The organism is Pseudomonas sp. MS15a(2019) (genome assembly GCF_013277805.1).
In the GTDB taxonomy this organism is placed as follows: domain Bacteria; phylum Pseudomonadota; class Gammaproteobacteria; order Pseudomonadales; family Pseudomonadaceae; genus Chryseomonas; species Chryseomonas benzopyrenica.
Genome location: NZ_VBTN01000003.1, coordinates 882,079 through 896,312 on the forward strand (window position 1 = coordinate 882,079; position 14,234 = coordinate 896,312).

Below are 14,234 nucleotides of genomic sequence, written 5' to 3' on the forward strand. Positions count from 1 at the left end.
ACCATAATGGTGCAGGCCCCAGTCGAGACGTCCATGGCGGTGCACAGAGAGGTGCCCTGGCGTCCGTTAGTTGCCGGAGACCCCATGCCTGCCCTGTCTTCCCCTCATGCCGCGAATCTTTGGGTCGCGGGTTCGGATGCCCCGGAAAAGCCCGAACTCAATCTGGGCTTCCTGCCCCTGAGCGACGCCGCCTCGCTGATCGTGGCGGCGACTCAGGGTTTCGGCGAACCCCATGGCCTGACGCTGAATCTGCATCGCCAGCCCTCCTGGTCGGCCCTGCGCGACAACCTGCTCAATGGCCAGCTCGACGCCGCCCATTGTCTCTATGGCCTGGTCTATGGCGCGCATCTGGGCCTGGGCGGCACCGCCGCTACGCCGATGGCGGTGCTCATGGGGCTGGCGCAAAATGGCCAGAGCCTCAATCTGGCGCGCAGCCTGGCCCGGGAAGGCGTGCAGGATACCGCCTCCCTGGTCGAGCGGATCCGCCAACCGGACGCCAGGCCCTTGACCTTGGCGCACACCTTTCCTACCGGCACCCATATCTTCTGGCTCTACTACTGGCTGGCCGCCCAGGGCATCCATCCCCTGCGCGATGTGCGCACTGCCCTGGTGCCGCCCCCACAGATGCCCGAGCACCTGGCCGCTGGCCGGGTCGACGGTTTCTGTGTCGGCGAACCCTGGGGCGCTGCTGCCGTGGCCCGCGGCCAGGGCTTCACCCTGACCACCACCCAGGCCATCTGGCCGGACCACCCGGAAAAGGTGCTGGCCTGCACCGGCCGCTTCGCCGAGCGCTATCCCAACACCGCCCGGGCGCTGATCCGCACCCTGCTCGACGCCAGTCGTTTCATCGAGGAGAGTCGCGAGAATCGTCTGGGCACCGCCCAGCTGATCAGCGGCGCCGACTATGTGAACACCGACCCGGCGCTGCTCGCCCAGCGCTTTCTCGGTCACTACGAAGACGGCCGCGATGGCCGCTGGGAAGACCAGCACCCGCTGGCCTTCCATCGCCAGGGTGAGGTCAATCCGCCCTATCTGTCCGACGGCCTCTGGTTTCTCACCCAGTTCCGTCGTTGGGGCTTGCTGCGCGAGGATCCGGATTACCTGGACATCGCCGAGGCGGTGCAGTGCACCGAGCTGTACCGGCAGGCGGCCATCGACGCCGGCCTGGCGATTCCGCCCACCCGGCGCAGCAGCACCCTGTTCGACGGGCGCACCTGGGACGGCAGCGACCCAGCCGGCTATGTCCGCAGCTTCGCCATCCACGCGCTCAGCGATCACTAGGGAGAACGACCTTGCGCATTCTGCTCATCGACGACACCCCCAAGCAGGTCGGCCGCCTCAAGGCCGCGCTGATCGAGGCCGGTTTCGAAGTCATCGAGGAATCCGGCCTGACCATCGACCTGCCCGCGCGCATCGAGGCGCTGCGCCCGGACGTTATCCTGTTCGACACCCAATCACCCGGACGCGACGTCATGGAGCAGGTCTGCCTGGTGACCCGCGATCTGCCGCGCCCCATCGTCATGTTCACCGACGAGCACGACCCGGCGGTGATGCGCCGGGCCATCCAGTCGGGGGTCAGCGCCTACATCGTCGAGGGCATCCAGACCAGTCGCCTGCAGGCCATCATCGACGTCGCCCGCGCCCGCTTCGAGACCGACCAGGCGCTACGCGCCGAACTCCAGGCCCGTGAGCAGCAGTTGCTGGAGCGCAAGAAGGTCGACCAGGCCAAGGGTCTGCTGATGAAGATGCGTGGCTGCAGCGAAGACGAGGCCTACACCCTGATGCGCCGCCAGGCCATGAGCAAGCAACAGAAGCTGATCCAGGTAGCCGACCAGATCATCGCCATGAGCGAATTGCTGGGCTGACACACCTTGTAACATTCTTGCAATTGGGACAGCCGAAACTGGAGCTCAACCTTTCCGGGAGCTCTAGCATGCGCCTTACCCTACTGCCCCTCGTTTGTGGACTCCTGCTCACCCCCCTGGCCCAGGCGGCCAGCACTCAGCCACAGACCTTTCTCGCCAACCTGGAACAGGCGGGCGAGCAAGGTGCCTTCGCCCAACTGGAACAACGCCAGCGGGAATTGCTGGTGCAGCGCCTGCGCCAGGCCGCCCAGCCCTTCGATCAGCCGGGTATCGAACGGGTCAAGCAGGGCACGCCCCTGGCCGACCAGGCCTGGCTGACCGCCCAGCACTACGACTTCGCCAAGGAAGGCTTGCAACAGGCCGATATCCAGGTCCTCGAAGGCTTCCGCCAATTGCCCGCCAGCCTGCTGACCGCGAGTACCGCCACCGTCGCCCGGATCAACCACGACGCCTCACCGGCCTTGCAGGATCGCGCGCTGCTCGATGCCGAGGGGATCGCCTTCCTGTATTTCACCGCCGATGCCCTGGGCCCGCGCCTGGGCCAGGCGTTTCTCGACGCCTACGAAAGAGGTGAATTGGGCAAGGCGGCCGCCCTGATCAAGGCCTCGGAAGTCAGCACGGCACCGGCGAAGAAACACTTCGACTATCCCCGGCCCTTCCTGCGCCCCGAGCACCCGGTGACCCTGGTCCAGGACCGGGTCGTGCTCGGCAACCACCAGCCCTACCTGGCCTCGGCGGGCGCCTTCCCCAGCGGCCATAGCACCGTGGGTTACACCGACACCCTGCTGCTCGCCGCCATGCTGCCCGAGCGCGCCACGGCGATCCTGGCGCGCGGTGCCGGCTATGGCTACTCACGCCAGGTGCTGGGGGTGCACTACCCGCTGGACGTCATCGGCGGCCGGATGATCGCCCAGTACAACGTCGCCCACTACCTGGCCGATCCGGCCTATCGCCGCCTGTTCGACGAGGCGCGCGAGCAGTTGCGCACGGCGCTGACCAAGGCCTGTGGGATGACGCTGGCCCAGTGCGCGGCAGGTAGCGCCGCCGACCAGGACCCCTGGAACAGTCAGGCGGCGGTGGCCTTCCAGCACTACACCCTGAGTTATGGCCTACCTGCTGTCGCGGGTTCCGCCGGGCGGCCGGTCCAGGTCCCGGAAGGGGCGCCAGCGCTGCTCCAGGCCATGGCCCCCACGCTATCCCTTGCGACGGCCCAGACCCGTCTGGCCAAGTCCCATGGCGTCGCCGAACTGGGCCTGGACCCCGCCCATGAGCAGTGGCAACGCCTGGATCTGCTGGATGCCATCCGTCAGCCCTGAGTGACCTGAACGCGGCGCGGCAACCCGCCAGCTGGGACGCCGGTTCGCCCTGGGATGGCGCGGGAAGCAGTGGCCACCCGGATCGTAACGGCGCGGCCATCCCTGCCGGCACTCCGGGTCGGCAACGGTCCATAGTGGGTGCCAGCCAATACCGGCGCTGGCGCCAGCGGCACAGTTGGATGCAGCCGCCACCTGGCGGATCGCGGTGCGGTACAGCGCCCCGCCGTGGAGCACCTCGATCGAAGCTGGTGCAGCGCGCGGCGGCGGCGATCACGAGAGAGACGGACTGGCCGCGTTCCTGGCTCTCTGGCAAAGGTATTGCTTGGTCGAGGAACCCGCTCAACCGCTCTAGCGCGGTCGCCCCTGGATGCCGCCCCTACTGGAGTCGTCATGACCGCACCCTCCTTTGCCAGCGCCTCGTCCACCGCTCTCGATCGGCGTCCACCCTCCGCTACCGCCCTGCCTTCAAGGCTCGCCATGGGCCTGGGGGGTGGCATGCTGTTGGCGACCCTGTCGACCCTGCTGGCAGGCAACGCGCAGACCAGCGCCGCGGTCGGCAGCCTTGGGCTGTTGCTGCTGCTGGCTTGGCGCTTCCACCTGGCGCTGCACCAGCATCACCGTCAACAGTGCTTCTGGCACGCCGAACTTGCCCGGCTGCTCGAGACACCGGCCGACATCGATCCTGCCGCCCTGCTGGTCGCCGCGGCCGAACGGCTGGAACGTAGCGAGCGCATCCGCAGCGAGACGGACTACGCCGGTCAGGCCCTGGGCCAGCTGAGCGAAGAGTCACGCCGTCAGGGCGACGAGCAGGCGCGCGGCATCGCCATGATCGCCGCCGCGGCCGAGGAAATCGAACGTACCCTGGCCAGCATTCGCGGCCTCGCCGAGGCCGCCGGCGAGGCCTTCGCTGACAGCCACGAACAAAGCCTCGCCGGCCATGCCAGTGCCGGCCAGCTGGGTGAGGGCATGGCCTCCATCCGCCACAGCCTGGACGCCACTGCGACCACCGTAGGCACCCTGCTCAGCGGCACCCAGCACGTGGAACAGGCCGTGGTGGCCATCCAGCAACTGGCCCGGCAAACCCAGTTGCTGGCGCTCAACGCCTCTATCGAGGCCGCACGGGCGGGCGAGCAGGGCCGCGGCTTCGCGGTGGTCGCCGAGGAGGTGCGGCATCTCGCCCAGGCCACTGATCAGGCGACCCGCAGCATCACCGACGTCACCGGCACCATCGTCGCCGCCATCCGCCAGGTCGCCAGCCAGGTCGACGAGCACGAGGGTCTGCTGGGTCAACAGCAGCACCGCTGCGCAGGTCTGGCCAAGGAGCTGGATGCCATTGCCCAGCGCAGTCACCGCAATCTCGAACAACTGGGCCAGATGCGCCAGGCGCTGGCCGAACATGGCCAGGCCAACCATGCGCTGAGCGAACAATTGCACCAGCTGCATCTCGGCGCCCAGGCCTACGCCGAACAGCGCGAAGCCCTGCATGGCCTCACCGCCTATCTGCGCAAGCTGACCAGGCGAGTGCAGCCATGACGATGCTGGGTACGCTGCTCACCGCTGCCACTCTGTCCGCCGGATGGGTGGTCGGCTGGAACCTGCTCGAACGCCGGCGAGACCAGGACGCCAGCCAGGAATTGATTCTGGGTCTGTAGGTAGGCCTCGATCTGCTGCAGGGCATCCAGCAACACCGCGGACTTGGGGGCCAGACCAGCCGTGAGGCGCAGCAGCGCCGCACGGCCCTGCACCAGCGCCTGGAGCCGCTGTGGCAGCTATGGGACGACGACGGTCAGTACCGGCGCTGGCAGGAGGTGCGTCAGGCACCGACCGATCTGGAGGCCCACTGCCAACTGATCGAAAACCTGCTGCAGCGCTGGCGGCTGCTGGAACTGCGCCTGAGAGCGCTGCATCCCCAGCGGCCGTCACTGGTCGAGCACTGCCAGGCCATCGAGAATCTGGGGCTGATCCGCGGCATCGGCGTAAGAGCGGCCGGGCATTCGCGCTGCCCCCTGGCGTTGCGGGTACGCCTGCAATACCTCTGCGAGCAATTGCTCAACGGCCCGCTGGAACCCGCGCTGGCCCAGGCCCTGGAGCGGCTGAACAAGGAGGTGCTGGACACGCCCCAGGTCAGGCTCAGCCCGGAAGGCTGCTATGCCCTGCTCACACCCCTGATCGACGCCCGGCTGGAGGCGCTGCGGCCCCTGGTGCGTCTGGAGCGGACAAAGTCCTCGACAAGCGCAGCGGCCTGCGGCTAATGTCCGCTGCAGGTCACCTCCCGTGACCCACGTCGCTCGGACGGTTCCGGGCGCTTACGTACTTCGAGGAACGCATGACTGATTCCAGTCCCGTGCGCCGCTTTGCGCGCATCGATCGCCTGCCCCCCTACGTCTTCAACATCACCGCCGAACTCAAGATGGCCGCACGCCGTCGGGGCGAGGACATCATCGACCTGTCCATGGGCAATCCCGACGGCCCTACCCCGCCGCACATCGTCGAGAAGCTCTGCCAGGTCGCCCAGCGCGAAGACACCCACGGCTATTCCAGCTCCAAGGGCATTCCCCGCCTGCGTCGCGCCATCTCCCACTGGTATCGCGACCGCTATCAGGTGGAAATCGACGCCGACAGCGAAGCCATCGTCACCATTGGCTCCAAGGAAGGCCTGGCGCACCTGATGCTGGCCACACTGGATGCCGGCGACACCGTACTGGTGCCCAACCCCAGCTACCCGATCCACATTTATGGCGCGGTGATCGCCGGCGCCCAGGTGCGCTCGGTGCCCCTGGTGCAGGGCATGGATTTCTTCGCCGAGCTGGAGCGGGCCATTCGCGAGAGCATTCCCAAGCCGAAGATGATGATCCTCGGCTTTCCTTCCAACCCCACCGCCCAGTGCGTGGAGCTGGACTTCTTCGAGCGCGTGGTGGAACTGGCCAAGCGCTACAACGTGCTGGTGGTGCACGACCTGGCCTATGCCGACATCGTCTTCGACGGCTGGCAGGCGCCTTCCATCATGCAGGTGCCCGGGGCCAAGGACATCGCGGTGGAGTTCTTCACCCTGTCCAAGAGCTACAACATGGCCGGCTGGCGGATCGGCTTCATGGTCGGCAACCCCGAGCTGGTCGCCGCCCTGGCGCGCATCAAGAGCTATCACGACTACGGCACCTTCACCCCGCTGCAGGTGGCGGCCATCGCCGCCCTGGAAGGCGACCAGCATTGCGTGCGCGACATCGCTCAGCAATACCAGCAGCGCCGCGATGTCCTGGTGCGCGGCCTGCACGAGGCCGGTTGGATGGTGGAGAATCCCAAGGCCTCCATGTATGTCTGGGCCAAGATTCCCGAGCCCTACGCCCAGCTGGGTTCGCTGGAGTTCGCCAAGAAGCTCCTCGCCGAGGCCAAGGTCTGCGTCTCGCCGGGCCTGGGCTTTGGCGACTATGGCGACGACCATGTGCGCTTCGCCCTGATCGAGAACCAGGACCGCATCCGCCAGGCGGTGCGCGGCATCAAGCAGATGTTCCGCGCCGACGGCCTGCTGCCCAAGGCAGCCACGCGTAGAACCGGGGTCGAACCGGCCTGAGCCCGCGCCGCGCCGTCGACCGGCGGCGCGGCGAATCCTTGCCGGTTCTGGTGTTCCAAGCTATAAGCGCCTAGTGCACCCTCGGGATATCGTCATGCTGAAAGGCCTGTTCAACCTGCTCAAATCGCCCTCGGCGGACGATCTCAAGCTGGCCGCGAGCATCAACAACTCCTACAAGTCCATGCGCGTGGTCGGCCGCGGCACCCTGCGCATCGATCCGGCGGAGGTCTTCGACTCCCCCGAATTCAAGGAAGACCTGGACCGCGCCCGGCGGCTCATCACCCGCTGATGTTCCTGCTGCTGCTCCTGCCGATCCTGGTCAGCGGATTTCTCGTCTGCCACAAGCATCCGTTGTACTTCTATCGCCTGCACCGCTACGAGGGCCAGTACCTCTATCTGCAGAGCGCCCGCTTCGGTCTGTTCTGCACCCTGCTCGCCGTGGTCCTGCACCTGGGCATCGCCCAATTGCTGCAGGGACGTAGCTGGTCGCTGGGCGGGTGGACCTTCTCCCTCGACTACTTCACCGGTCTCGCCGAGCTGTTGCGCCGCACCGGTACCCTGGACGATCCGCTGCAGGCCGCCTGGATCCTGCTGGTAACGGTGACGGCCCTGCTCATCCCCACGGCCTGGGCCGCACTGGCGCGCTGGACCATCAAGCGCAAGTACGGCCTCACCGAGGATAACTACCGCACCTTCATCCTGGCCGGCATCCTCAAGGACAGTCCGCTGGACGATCTGCTGATGACCGCCTCGATCAACCGGGAGACGCTGATGCTGACCCTGGAAGAGCGCAAGGTGTACGTCGGCCGCATCACCACCCTGGGCGAACCGAGCGAAACGCAAGGGGCCGACCAGGACGTCTGCATCAAGCCGATCATGAGCGGCTACCGCGACAAGGACAAACTCTGGGTGACCTTCACCACCCACTATGCGGACAAGGGCAAGGACATCTACCTGACCCTGAAACAGAGCCAGATCGTCTCGGCGACGCGCTTCGATTTCGACGCCTACGAAGCGTTTCGCTCAAGCGTAAGCCGCACCTGATGTGGCTTCGTATCGTTTTCCAGGGAACGTATGACTTTTTAGGCAGGTCCCATTTTGCAGGCGCCTTCACTGCCCTGCGGTGATGCCCTTCCCTAACTGCCCAAGAAAATCAGGAGCACGTCCATGACGCCCATGCTGAAGAAAGCCTCCAGCCTGTCCCTCGCCATCCTGCTGGCTGCCGGTGCCGGTCTGGCCCAGGCCGCTGACAAGCTGTCTCCGGCCGAATTCGTCGACGACGCCTCGGCCAAGGGCATCGCCGAGATCGAAGCAGGCAAGCTGGCCCTGGAAAAGAGCAAGTCCCAGGACATCAAGACCTTCGCCCAGAGCATGATCGACGACCACACCAAGGCCAACGAGCAACTCAAGAGCCTGGCCCAGGAGAAGAAGCTGAAGGTCTCCACCGACGCCGAGCTGATGGACAAGGCCAAGGCCATGATCCTGCAGGTGCGTGACGACTCCTTCGATCGCTCCTACGCCAACAATCAGGTCGTGGCCCACGAGCAGACCATCGAGATCTTCCGTAACGAAGCCAAGACCGGCGATGACGCCGCGCTCAAGGCCTTCGCCGAGAAAACCCTGCCGAAGCTGGAGCACCACCTCCAGGAAGCCAAGGCGCTGCAGACCAAGTACGCCAAGTAACAGCGGCGGATCGTAGGTTGGGTTGAGACGACGCTATCGTCGAAGCCCAACCTACATCGACGGTCGCGACCATGGCACGGCGCTGTAGAGCGCCAATAAAGGGCGAAGGTCTGGAGCAGCGCCCAATCTTTGGGCGGCAACCTACCCCTGATACCCACCCCCGATCCTCCCAGGCGCGATCTGGCCAGGGCTCGGACGACTTGGCTTCGCTCTTGCAAAGACCCGGATAGCGGTGGCCAACGGCGGTCACCTTACCGACAAAGGCGTCAGTTCACCTCCCGGCAACGGGCAAGGGGGACTGGCGCCTTTTTCATGCCCGTGACGTGCCCGAGGTGCCTCCATGAGTCCCAGTTTCTGGAAAGCCGGCCATGCGCCGACCCTGTTCGCCGCCTTTCTCTACTTCGACCTGAGCTTCATGGTCTGGTACGTGCTCGGCCCCATGGCCGTGCAGATCGCCACCGACCTGCAACTGACCACCCAGCAGCGCAGCATGATGGTTGCCACCCCCATCCTCGCAGGCGCGGTCCTGCGGCTGATCCTGGGCTTCGTCGCCGATCGGCTGTCGCCCAAGACCGCCGGCATCATCGGCCAGGTGGTGGTGATTCTCGCCCTGCTGGTGGCCTGGCTGCATGGCGTGCACAGTTATGAGCAGACCCTGCTGCTGGGGCTGTTCCTCGGTTTCGCCGGGGCCTCCTTCGCCGTGGCCCTGCCGCTGGCGTCGCAGTGGTATCCGCCGCAGCATCAGGGCAAGGCGCTGGGCATCGCCGGTGCCGGCAACTCCGGCACGGTGTTCGCCGCCCTTTTCGCCCCGGCGCTGGCCAAGGCCTTTGGCTGGACCAACGTGTTCGGCTTCGCGCTGATCCCGTTGATCCTGACCTTGGTGGTCTTCGTGCTCTGCGCCCGCAACGCGCCGGAACGTCCGGCGCCGAAGAAGCTGGCGGACTACGGTCGCGCTCTGAACGACCGGGACAGCTGGTGGTTCATGTTCTTCTACAGCGTGACCTTTGGTGGCTTCCTCGGCCTCGCCAGCACCCTGCCCGGCTATTTCCATGACCAGTACAGTCTGGATCCGCTGATGGCTGGCTACTACACCGCCGCCTGCGTCTTCGGTGGCAGCCTGATGCGGCCCCTGGGCGGCGCCCTGGCCGACCGTATCGGCGGTATCCGCGCCCTGCTCGGCATGTACACCGTGGCGGCCATCTGCATCGCCGCGGTGGGCTTCCACCTGCCCAGCGCCATGGCCGCCCTGGCCCTGTTCGTGGTGGCCATGCTCAGCCTGGGCGCCGGCAACGGCGCGGTATTCCAACTGGTGCCCCAGCGCTTCCGCAAGGAAATCGGCGTCATGACCGGGCTGATCGGCATGGCTGGCGGCATCGGTGGCTTCGCCCTCACCGCCGGCCTGGGCGCGGTCAAGCAGGCCACCGGCGACTATCAGCTGGGCCTCTGGCTGTTCGCCGCCCTCGGCGTACTCGCCTGGTTCGGCCTGCTCAGCGTCAAGCGCCGCTGGCGCACCACCTGGGGCTCGGCGGCGGTCACCGCGGCACGCGTCTGAACCAGGACCCGGCGGATCGATCCGCCGGGTTTCGTCGTTCAGGGGGCGGGACGCACATAGCTGGTCAGCACGTGATCCCGCCAGACCCCGTCGATCTCCAGGTAGCGCCGCGCCAGGCCTTCGCGATCGAAGCCAAGGCTCTGGAGCAGATGAGCGCTGCGCAGGTTGTCCGGCAGATGGTTGGCCATGATGCGATTCAGGCCCAGCTCGGCGATGACGAAATCGCGGCCCAGGCGGACGGCATTGCGCATCAGCCCGCGTCCCTGCCAGGCTTCATCCAGGCCGTAGCCCAGGTAGCAGGCCTGGAAACCACCCCGGAATATCTGACTGAAATTAACCGTACCGATGACCAGCGGCCCTGCCCGCAGGACCAGGCGCAAATCGCTCAGGCCCGGTCCACCGGCACGATAGGCGGCCGCCTGGCCCTGCCACTGGGCCAGGGTATAGAAGCCATCGGAGCGCCGTGGCATCGACTGGGCCAGGTGCTGGCGATTGCGCCGATAGTAGTCGGCTACCGCGGCGGGATCGGCGAGGGTCAGGTCGATCAGCTCCACCGCCTCGGTCACGGTGAAGCGAGGTGGATACTGCAGCGGAATGCTCAGAGCGGTCATCGCTTCGTCTCCGGCGGCAATTCGTAGACCCAGGTGGCGCAGCGCTGCCCGTCCGGACCTTGCCGATCGTTTTCCAGCACCCGCACGCGCCGGAAACCCACCCGTTCGGCGAGCCGTTGGCTGGAGTCGTTGGCGGCCGAGGTGGTGAGATAGAGCCCCACTTCGCCGCGCTGTTCGACGAAGTAGCGCAGCGCGGTGGTCATCAGGCCCTGGCCGGTATGCAGACTGTGCAGCCAGTAGCCGATCTCGTAGCGCCGCCCGCCGTCCAGTGGCGTGAGCCCCAGGCAGCCGAGCAACGCGTGACCGCGCACCAGGAAGTAGCGTTTCTCGCCCTGGGCCAGGGTGAAGGCACCGCGCGCGGCGAGCAGGCTGTCGCGGGCCTGGGCGACCGTGGTGTGTTCCCGGGCCCAGCCGAGGAAGCGGCGATGCTCGGCATAGCTCCAGTTCAGCGCCTCGGCGAAAGCCTCGGCCAGGCGCGGTTGCGGCCAGACCAGCGCGAAGTCGGCCAGGGCGATGCGCGGTGGAAAATTCATGGCGGGGTCCCGAAATCCAGGCGCGGCACGGCGGCCAGCAGGCGTTGGGTCATGGCGTGAGCGGGCGCACGCAGCACCCGTTCGGCGCTGCCCTGTTCGACGATGTGGCCGCCGTCCATCACCGCGATGCGATCGGCCAGGTACTCGACCACGCCGAAATTGTGGGTGATGAACAGATAGGCCAGCCCCCGCTCCGCCTGGAGCTCGCGCAGAAGATCGAGGATCTGCGCCTGCACCGAGACGTCCAGTGCCGAGGTGGGTTCGTCGCATACCAGCACCTGCGGCTCGACGATCAGCGCCCGGGCGATGGCGATGCGCTGCCGCTGGCCGCCGGAAAATTCGTGGGCGAAGCGCTGCAGGGTGTCGCCGGGCAGCCCGACCCGCTCCACCAGGGCCGCGGCGCGGCGCTGGCGCTCGGCGTCATCCAGCTCGGGACGCAGCGCCAGCAAGCCCTGCTCCAGGGTGGCGCCGATGCGCATGCGCGGATCCAGCGAGGCGAAGGGATCCTGGAAGACGATCTGGATCTGCCGCCGTAGCCGCTGCAGGGTGCGCCGGTCGGCCGTGAGCAGGTCCTCGCCGCCCAGCTGGGCGCTGCCGCTGATGCGCGGTCCATCGAGCAGCCGCAGCAGCGCCTTGCCGGTGGTGGTCTTGCCGCAGCCGGATTCGCCCAGCAGCGCCAGGGTCTCGCCGGCGTGCAGGTCGAAGCTCACGCCGTCCACCGCCTTGACCCAGTCGCGGGTCCGGCCCCAGGCGCCGCGGCGGATCGGATAGTGCACGGCCAGGTCGCGCACCTCCAGCAAGCGGTCGCCCGGCTGGCGCTCGGGCAGGGTGCGTGGGCTACCGGTCAAGGTCTGGCCGCGTTTGGCGAAGGTGGGAATGGCGGCGAACAGCTCGCGGGCATAGGGATGCCGGGGCGCCTGGAAGAATTCCGCCGCCGGGGCGCTCTCGACGATCGCGCCATGGCGCATCAGGGCCACATGATCGGCCACCTGGCGCACCACCGCCAGGTCATGGGTGATCAGCAGGATGGCCATGCCCAGCTCGCGTTGGATGTCGGCCAGCAGGGTGAGAATCTGCGTCTGGACGGTGACGTCCAGCGCCGTGGTGGGCTCGTCGGCGATCAGCAGGTCCGGCTCGGCGGCCAGCGCCAGGGCGATCATGATGCGCTGCTTCTGGCCACCGGAGAACTGGAAGGGATAGTCGTCGATACGCCGCTCCGGCTCGGGAATGCCGACCCGGCGCAGCCAATCCACCACCCGGGCGCGCGCAGCGCCGCCGCGCAGCGGGGTATGGGCGCGCAGGGTCTCTTCGATCTGCTCGCCGATGCGCATGACCGGATTCAGGCTGGTGGCGGGTTCCTGGAAGATGGTGCCGACGCGCCCCCCGCGCAATTCGCGCAGGCGCCGCTCCGGCAGCCGATGCAGATCGGTGCCGGCCAGCAGCGCCACGCCGCGGGTGATGCCCAGCGAGGGCGGCAACAGGCGCAGCAGGGACAGCGCGGTGACGCTCTTGCCGCTGCCCGATTCTCCGACCAGGGCGAAGGTCTGGCCACGGGCGATGGCCAGCCCCAGCTGCTTGACCGCCTGGCGCGTGCCCTCCTCGCCTTCGACCAGGATCTCCAGGTCGCGGATTTCCAGCACCGGCGTCATGGCTGCACCTCGCCCTGGCCGGGTCGGCGTCTGCGCCAGGCGGACCTCAGCCGGCGACTGCGTGGATCGAAGGCGTCGCGCACGGCATCGGCGAACAGATTGGCGGCCAGCACCAGGGCCAGCATGAAGGCGAAGGCGCTGAGCAGATTCCACCAGATCATGGGGGTCCGGGACATCTCGGTGCGGGCGTCGTTGATCATGGAGCCAAAGGAATTCATGGTCGGGTCCACGCCGATCCCCAGGTAGGACAGCACCGCCTCGTAGAGCACCAGGCTGGAGAATTCCAGGGTCAGGGTGATGAGCACCAGGTAGAAGACATTGGGCAGCAGGTGCCGACGCAGAATGGTGAAATGGGAGACGCCGAAGGCGCGCGCCGCCTGGACGTATTCCAGCTCGCGTAGCTTGAGCGCCTCGGCGCGCAGCAGCCGACAGAGCCCGGCCCAACCGGTGAGGCCGAGGATCAGGCAGAGCATGAACAACCGGAGGTCGGCGCGCGCCGCACCAGTGTCGAACAGCTCCGGGTGGCGGTCGATGAACACCTGCATCATCAGCACACAGGCCGCCACCAGCAGCACCCCGGGAATGGAGGTCAGGGTGGTATAGAGATAGGTGATGACGTCGTCCACCCGGCCCTTGAAGTAGCCGGCGGCCAGGCCGAAAACGATCGCCGGCGGCAGCATGGCCAGGGTGGTCAGGCTGCCGATGACGAAGGCGGTGCGGATGCTCTTGAGCGACTGGTAGAGGACGTCGTTGCCGGTACTGTCGGTGCCCAGCACGTGATAGCCGCTGGCCAGGGCGATCACGCTGCCGGCCACCAGGCAGACGCCCAGCCAGGTCAGCAGGATGGCGCGCCAGGGGGTGGCGGTATGGCCGCGCAGGATGAGTCCGGTACGCGCGGCGAAGCTGCCCCCTTCGCGCAGCCGCGCCGCCACCAGGGCCGCGGTGGCCAGGGCCAACCCCAGACCACCGAGCAGGCCCAGCCCCAGGCGCCGGAGCACGTCGCCACGCCATTCGCGGGCGGGATCGCCCAGGGTGGTGCCGGCGTGCTTGAGGCGCGGGAAGTCGCGCAGCGGCGTGCCCTCGGCGCTGGTGCCCAAGGTTTCCTTGGTGAACTGGTGGGTGGCCAGGGGTGCGGAATAGGTCTTTTCGCGCTGGGTCAGGCTGGTGTCGGCCAGCAGGCCATCGAAGGCGGAGAGCACCGTGGGCGAATAGATCGGCGCCGTGGCACCGGGCGCGGCCGGCAACTGCGGCCGGTAGTGCACCGAATCCAGCAGGGCAATGGTGACGAAGCTGGCCAGCACCACGGCCGCGCTCATCGCCGGGGCATCCTGCAGCACCCGTCGCCAACTGGCGCGCAGCGCCGGCTGGCGACGCGCACGCCAGGCATAGAACAGGCTGCCGGCCACCAGCAGGTAGAGGGCGAGGTCGGTCCAGAGCAAGACGAATTTCGGCATGGC

Annotated in this window: 15 protein-coding genes; 11 read left to right on the forward strand and 4 right to left on the reverse strand. The window is 67.3% G+C overall.

Annotation, left to right across the window (positions count from 1 at the left end; genetic code table 11):
- Positions 1 to 84: 84 nt before the first annotated feature.
- From FEZ61_RS07560 to FEZ61_RS07605, 11 genes are all read left to right on the forward strand, one after another.
- Positions 85 to 1,281 carry a CmpA/NrtA family ABC transporter substrate-binding protein gene (locus tag FEZ61_RS07560; RefSeq protein ID WP_064308259.1) on the forward strand — a complete coding sequence of 399 codons (1,197 nt, stop codon included), beginning with the start codon at positions 85 to 87 and terminating at the stop codon, positions 1,279 to 1,281.
- Between the two features lie 11 nt (positions 1,282 to 1,292).
- Positions 1,293 to 1,865, forward strand: a complete 573-nt coding sequence (locus tag FEZ61_RS07565; RefSeq protein ID WP_017642176.1) for an ANTAR domain-containing protein — start codon at positions 1,293 to 1,295, stop codon at positions 1,863 to 1,865.
- Positions 1,866 to 1,933: 68 nt separating this feature from the next.
- The gene (locus tag FEZ61_RS07570; RefSeq protein WP_173148043.1) at positions 1,934 to 3,181 is read left to right on the forward strand and encodes a phosphatase PAP2 family protein; all 1,248 of its coding nucleotides are present in this window, start codon (positions 1,934 to 1,936) and stop codon (positions 3,179 to 3,181) included.
- 390 nt (positions 3,182 to 3,571) lie between these two features.
- The gene (locus tag FEZ61_RS07575; protein WP_173148045.1) at positions 3,572 to 4,714 is read left to right on the forward strand and encodes a methyl-accepting chemotaxis protein; all 1,143 of its coding nucleotides are present in this window, start codon (positions 3,572 to 3,574) and stop codon (positions 4,712 to 4,714) included.
- On the forward strand, positions 4,711 to 4,833 hold the full coding sequence (locus FEZ61_RS24595; RefSeq protein WP_274601650.1) for a hypothetical protein: 123 nt from the start codon (positions 4,711 to 4,713) through the stop codon (positions 4,831 to 4,833). The genes FEZ61_RS07575 and FEZ61_RS24595 overlap by 4 nt, the downstream gene beginning before the upstream one ends.
- Before the next feature lie 156 nt (positions 4,834 to 4,989).
- Positions 4,990 to 5,433 carry a hypothetical protein gene (locus FEZ61_RS07580; RefSeq protein WP_173148047.1) on the forward strand — a complete coding sequence of 148 codons (444 nt, stop codon included), beginning with the start codon at positions 4,990 to 4,992 and terminating at the stop codon, positions 5,431 to 5,433.
- Between the two features lie 74 nt (positions 5,434 to 5,507).
- A complete protein-coding gene (alaC, locus tag FEZ61_RS07585; RefSeq protein ID WP_173148048.1) occupies positions 5,508 to 6,749 on the forward strand; it encodes an alanine transaminase in 1,242 nt (413 codons plus the stop codon).
- 94 nt (positions 6,750 to 6,843) lie between these two features.
- Complete coding sequence (locus FEZ61_RS07590; RefSeq protein WP_064308263.1) at positions 6,844 to 7,038, forward strand: hypothetical protein; 195 nt, start codon at positions 6,844 to 6,846, stop codon at positions 7,036 to 7,038.
- Positions 7,038 to 7,793: a hypothetical protein gene (locus FEZ61_RS07595; protein WP_173148050.1), complete on the forward strand. Its 756-nt coding sequence runs from the start codon at positions 7,038 to 7,040 to the stop codon at positions 7,791 to 7,793. Before FEZ61_RS07590 ends, FEZ61_RS07595 begins: the two co-directional genes overlap by 1 nt.
- 123 nt (positions 7,794 to 7,916) lie before the next feature.
- Positions 7,917 to 8,432: a DUF4142 domain-containing protein gene (locus FEZ61_RS07600; RefSeq protein WP_064308265.1), complete on the forward strand. Its 516-nt coding sequence runs from the start codon at positions 7,917 to 7,919 to the stop codon at positions 8,430 to 8,432.
- A gap of 340 nt (positions 8,433 to 8,772) precedes the next feature.
- Complete coding sequence (locus tag FEZ61_RS07605; RefSeq protein WP_064308266.1) at positions 8,773 to 9,984, forward strand: nitrate/nitrite transporter; 1,212 nt, start codon at positions 8,773 to 8,775, stop codon at positions 9,982 to 9,984.
- Positions 9,985 to 10,022: 38 nt separating this feature from the next.
- Here the strand turns inward: FEZ61_RS07605 and FEZ61_RS07610 are convergent, their stop codons facing one another.
- Genes FEZ61_RS07610 through FEZ61_RS07625 form a run of 4 tightly spaced genes read right to left on the reverse strand, consistent with a single transcriptional unit; the run spans position 10,023 to position 14,231 of the window.
- Positions 10,023 to 10,595: a GNAT family N-acetyltransferase gene (locus FEZ61_RS07610; protein ID WP_173148052.1), complete on the reverse strand. Its 573-nt coding sequence runs from the start codon at positions 10,593 to 10,595 to the stop codon at positions 10,023 to 10,025.
- Entirely contained in the window at positions 10,592 to 11,128 is a 537-nt protein-coding gene (locus FEZ61_RS07615) for a GNAT family N-acetyltransferase (RefSeq protein ID WP_173148054.1), read from the reverse strand. Before FEZ61_RS07615 ends, FEZ61_RS07610 begins: the two co-directional genes overlap by 4 nt.
- Positions 11,125 to 12,777, reverse strand: a complete 1,653-nt coding sequence (locus FEZ61_RS07620; protein ID WP_173148056.1) for a dipeptide ABC transporter ATP-binding protein — start codon at positions 12,775 to 12,777, stop codon at positions 11,125 to 11,127. Before FEZ61_RS07620 ends, FEZ61_RS07615 begins: the two co-directional genes overlap by 4 nt.
- Positions 12,774 to 14,231 (reverse strand): ABC transporter permease, encoded by a 1,458-nt coding sequence (locus FEZ61_RS07625; protein ID WP_173148058.1) that lies wholly within the window; start codon positions 14,229 to 14,231, stop codon positions 12,774 to 12,776. The genes FEZ61_RS07620 and FEZ61_RS07625 overlap by 4 nt, the downstream gene beginning before the upstream one ends.
- Positions 14,232 to 14,234 lie beyond the last annotated feature (3 nt).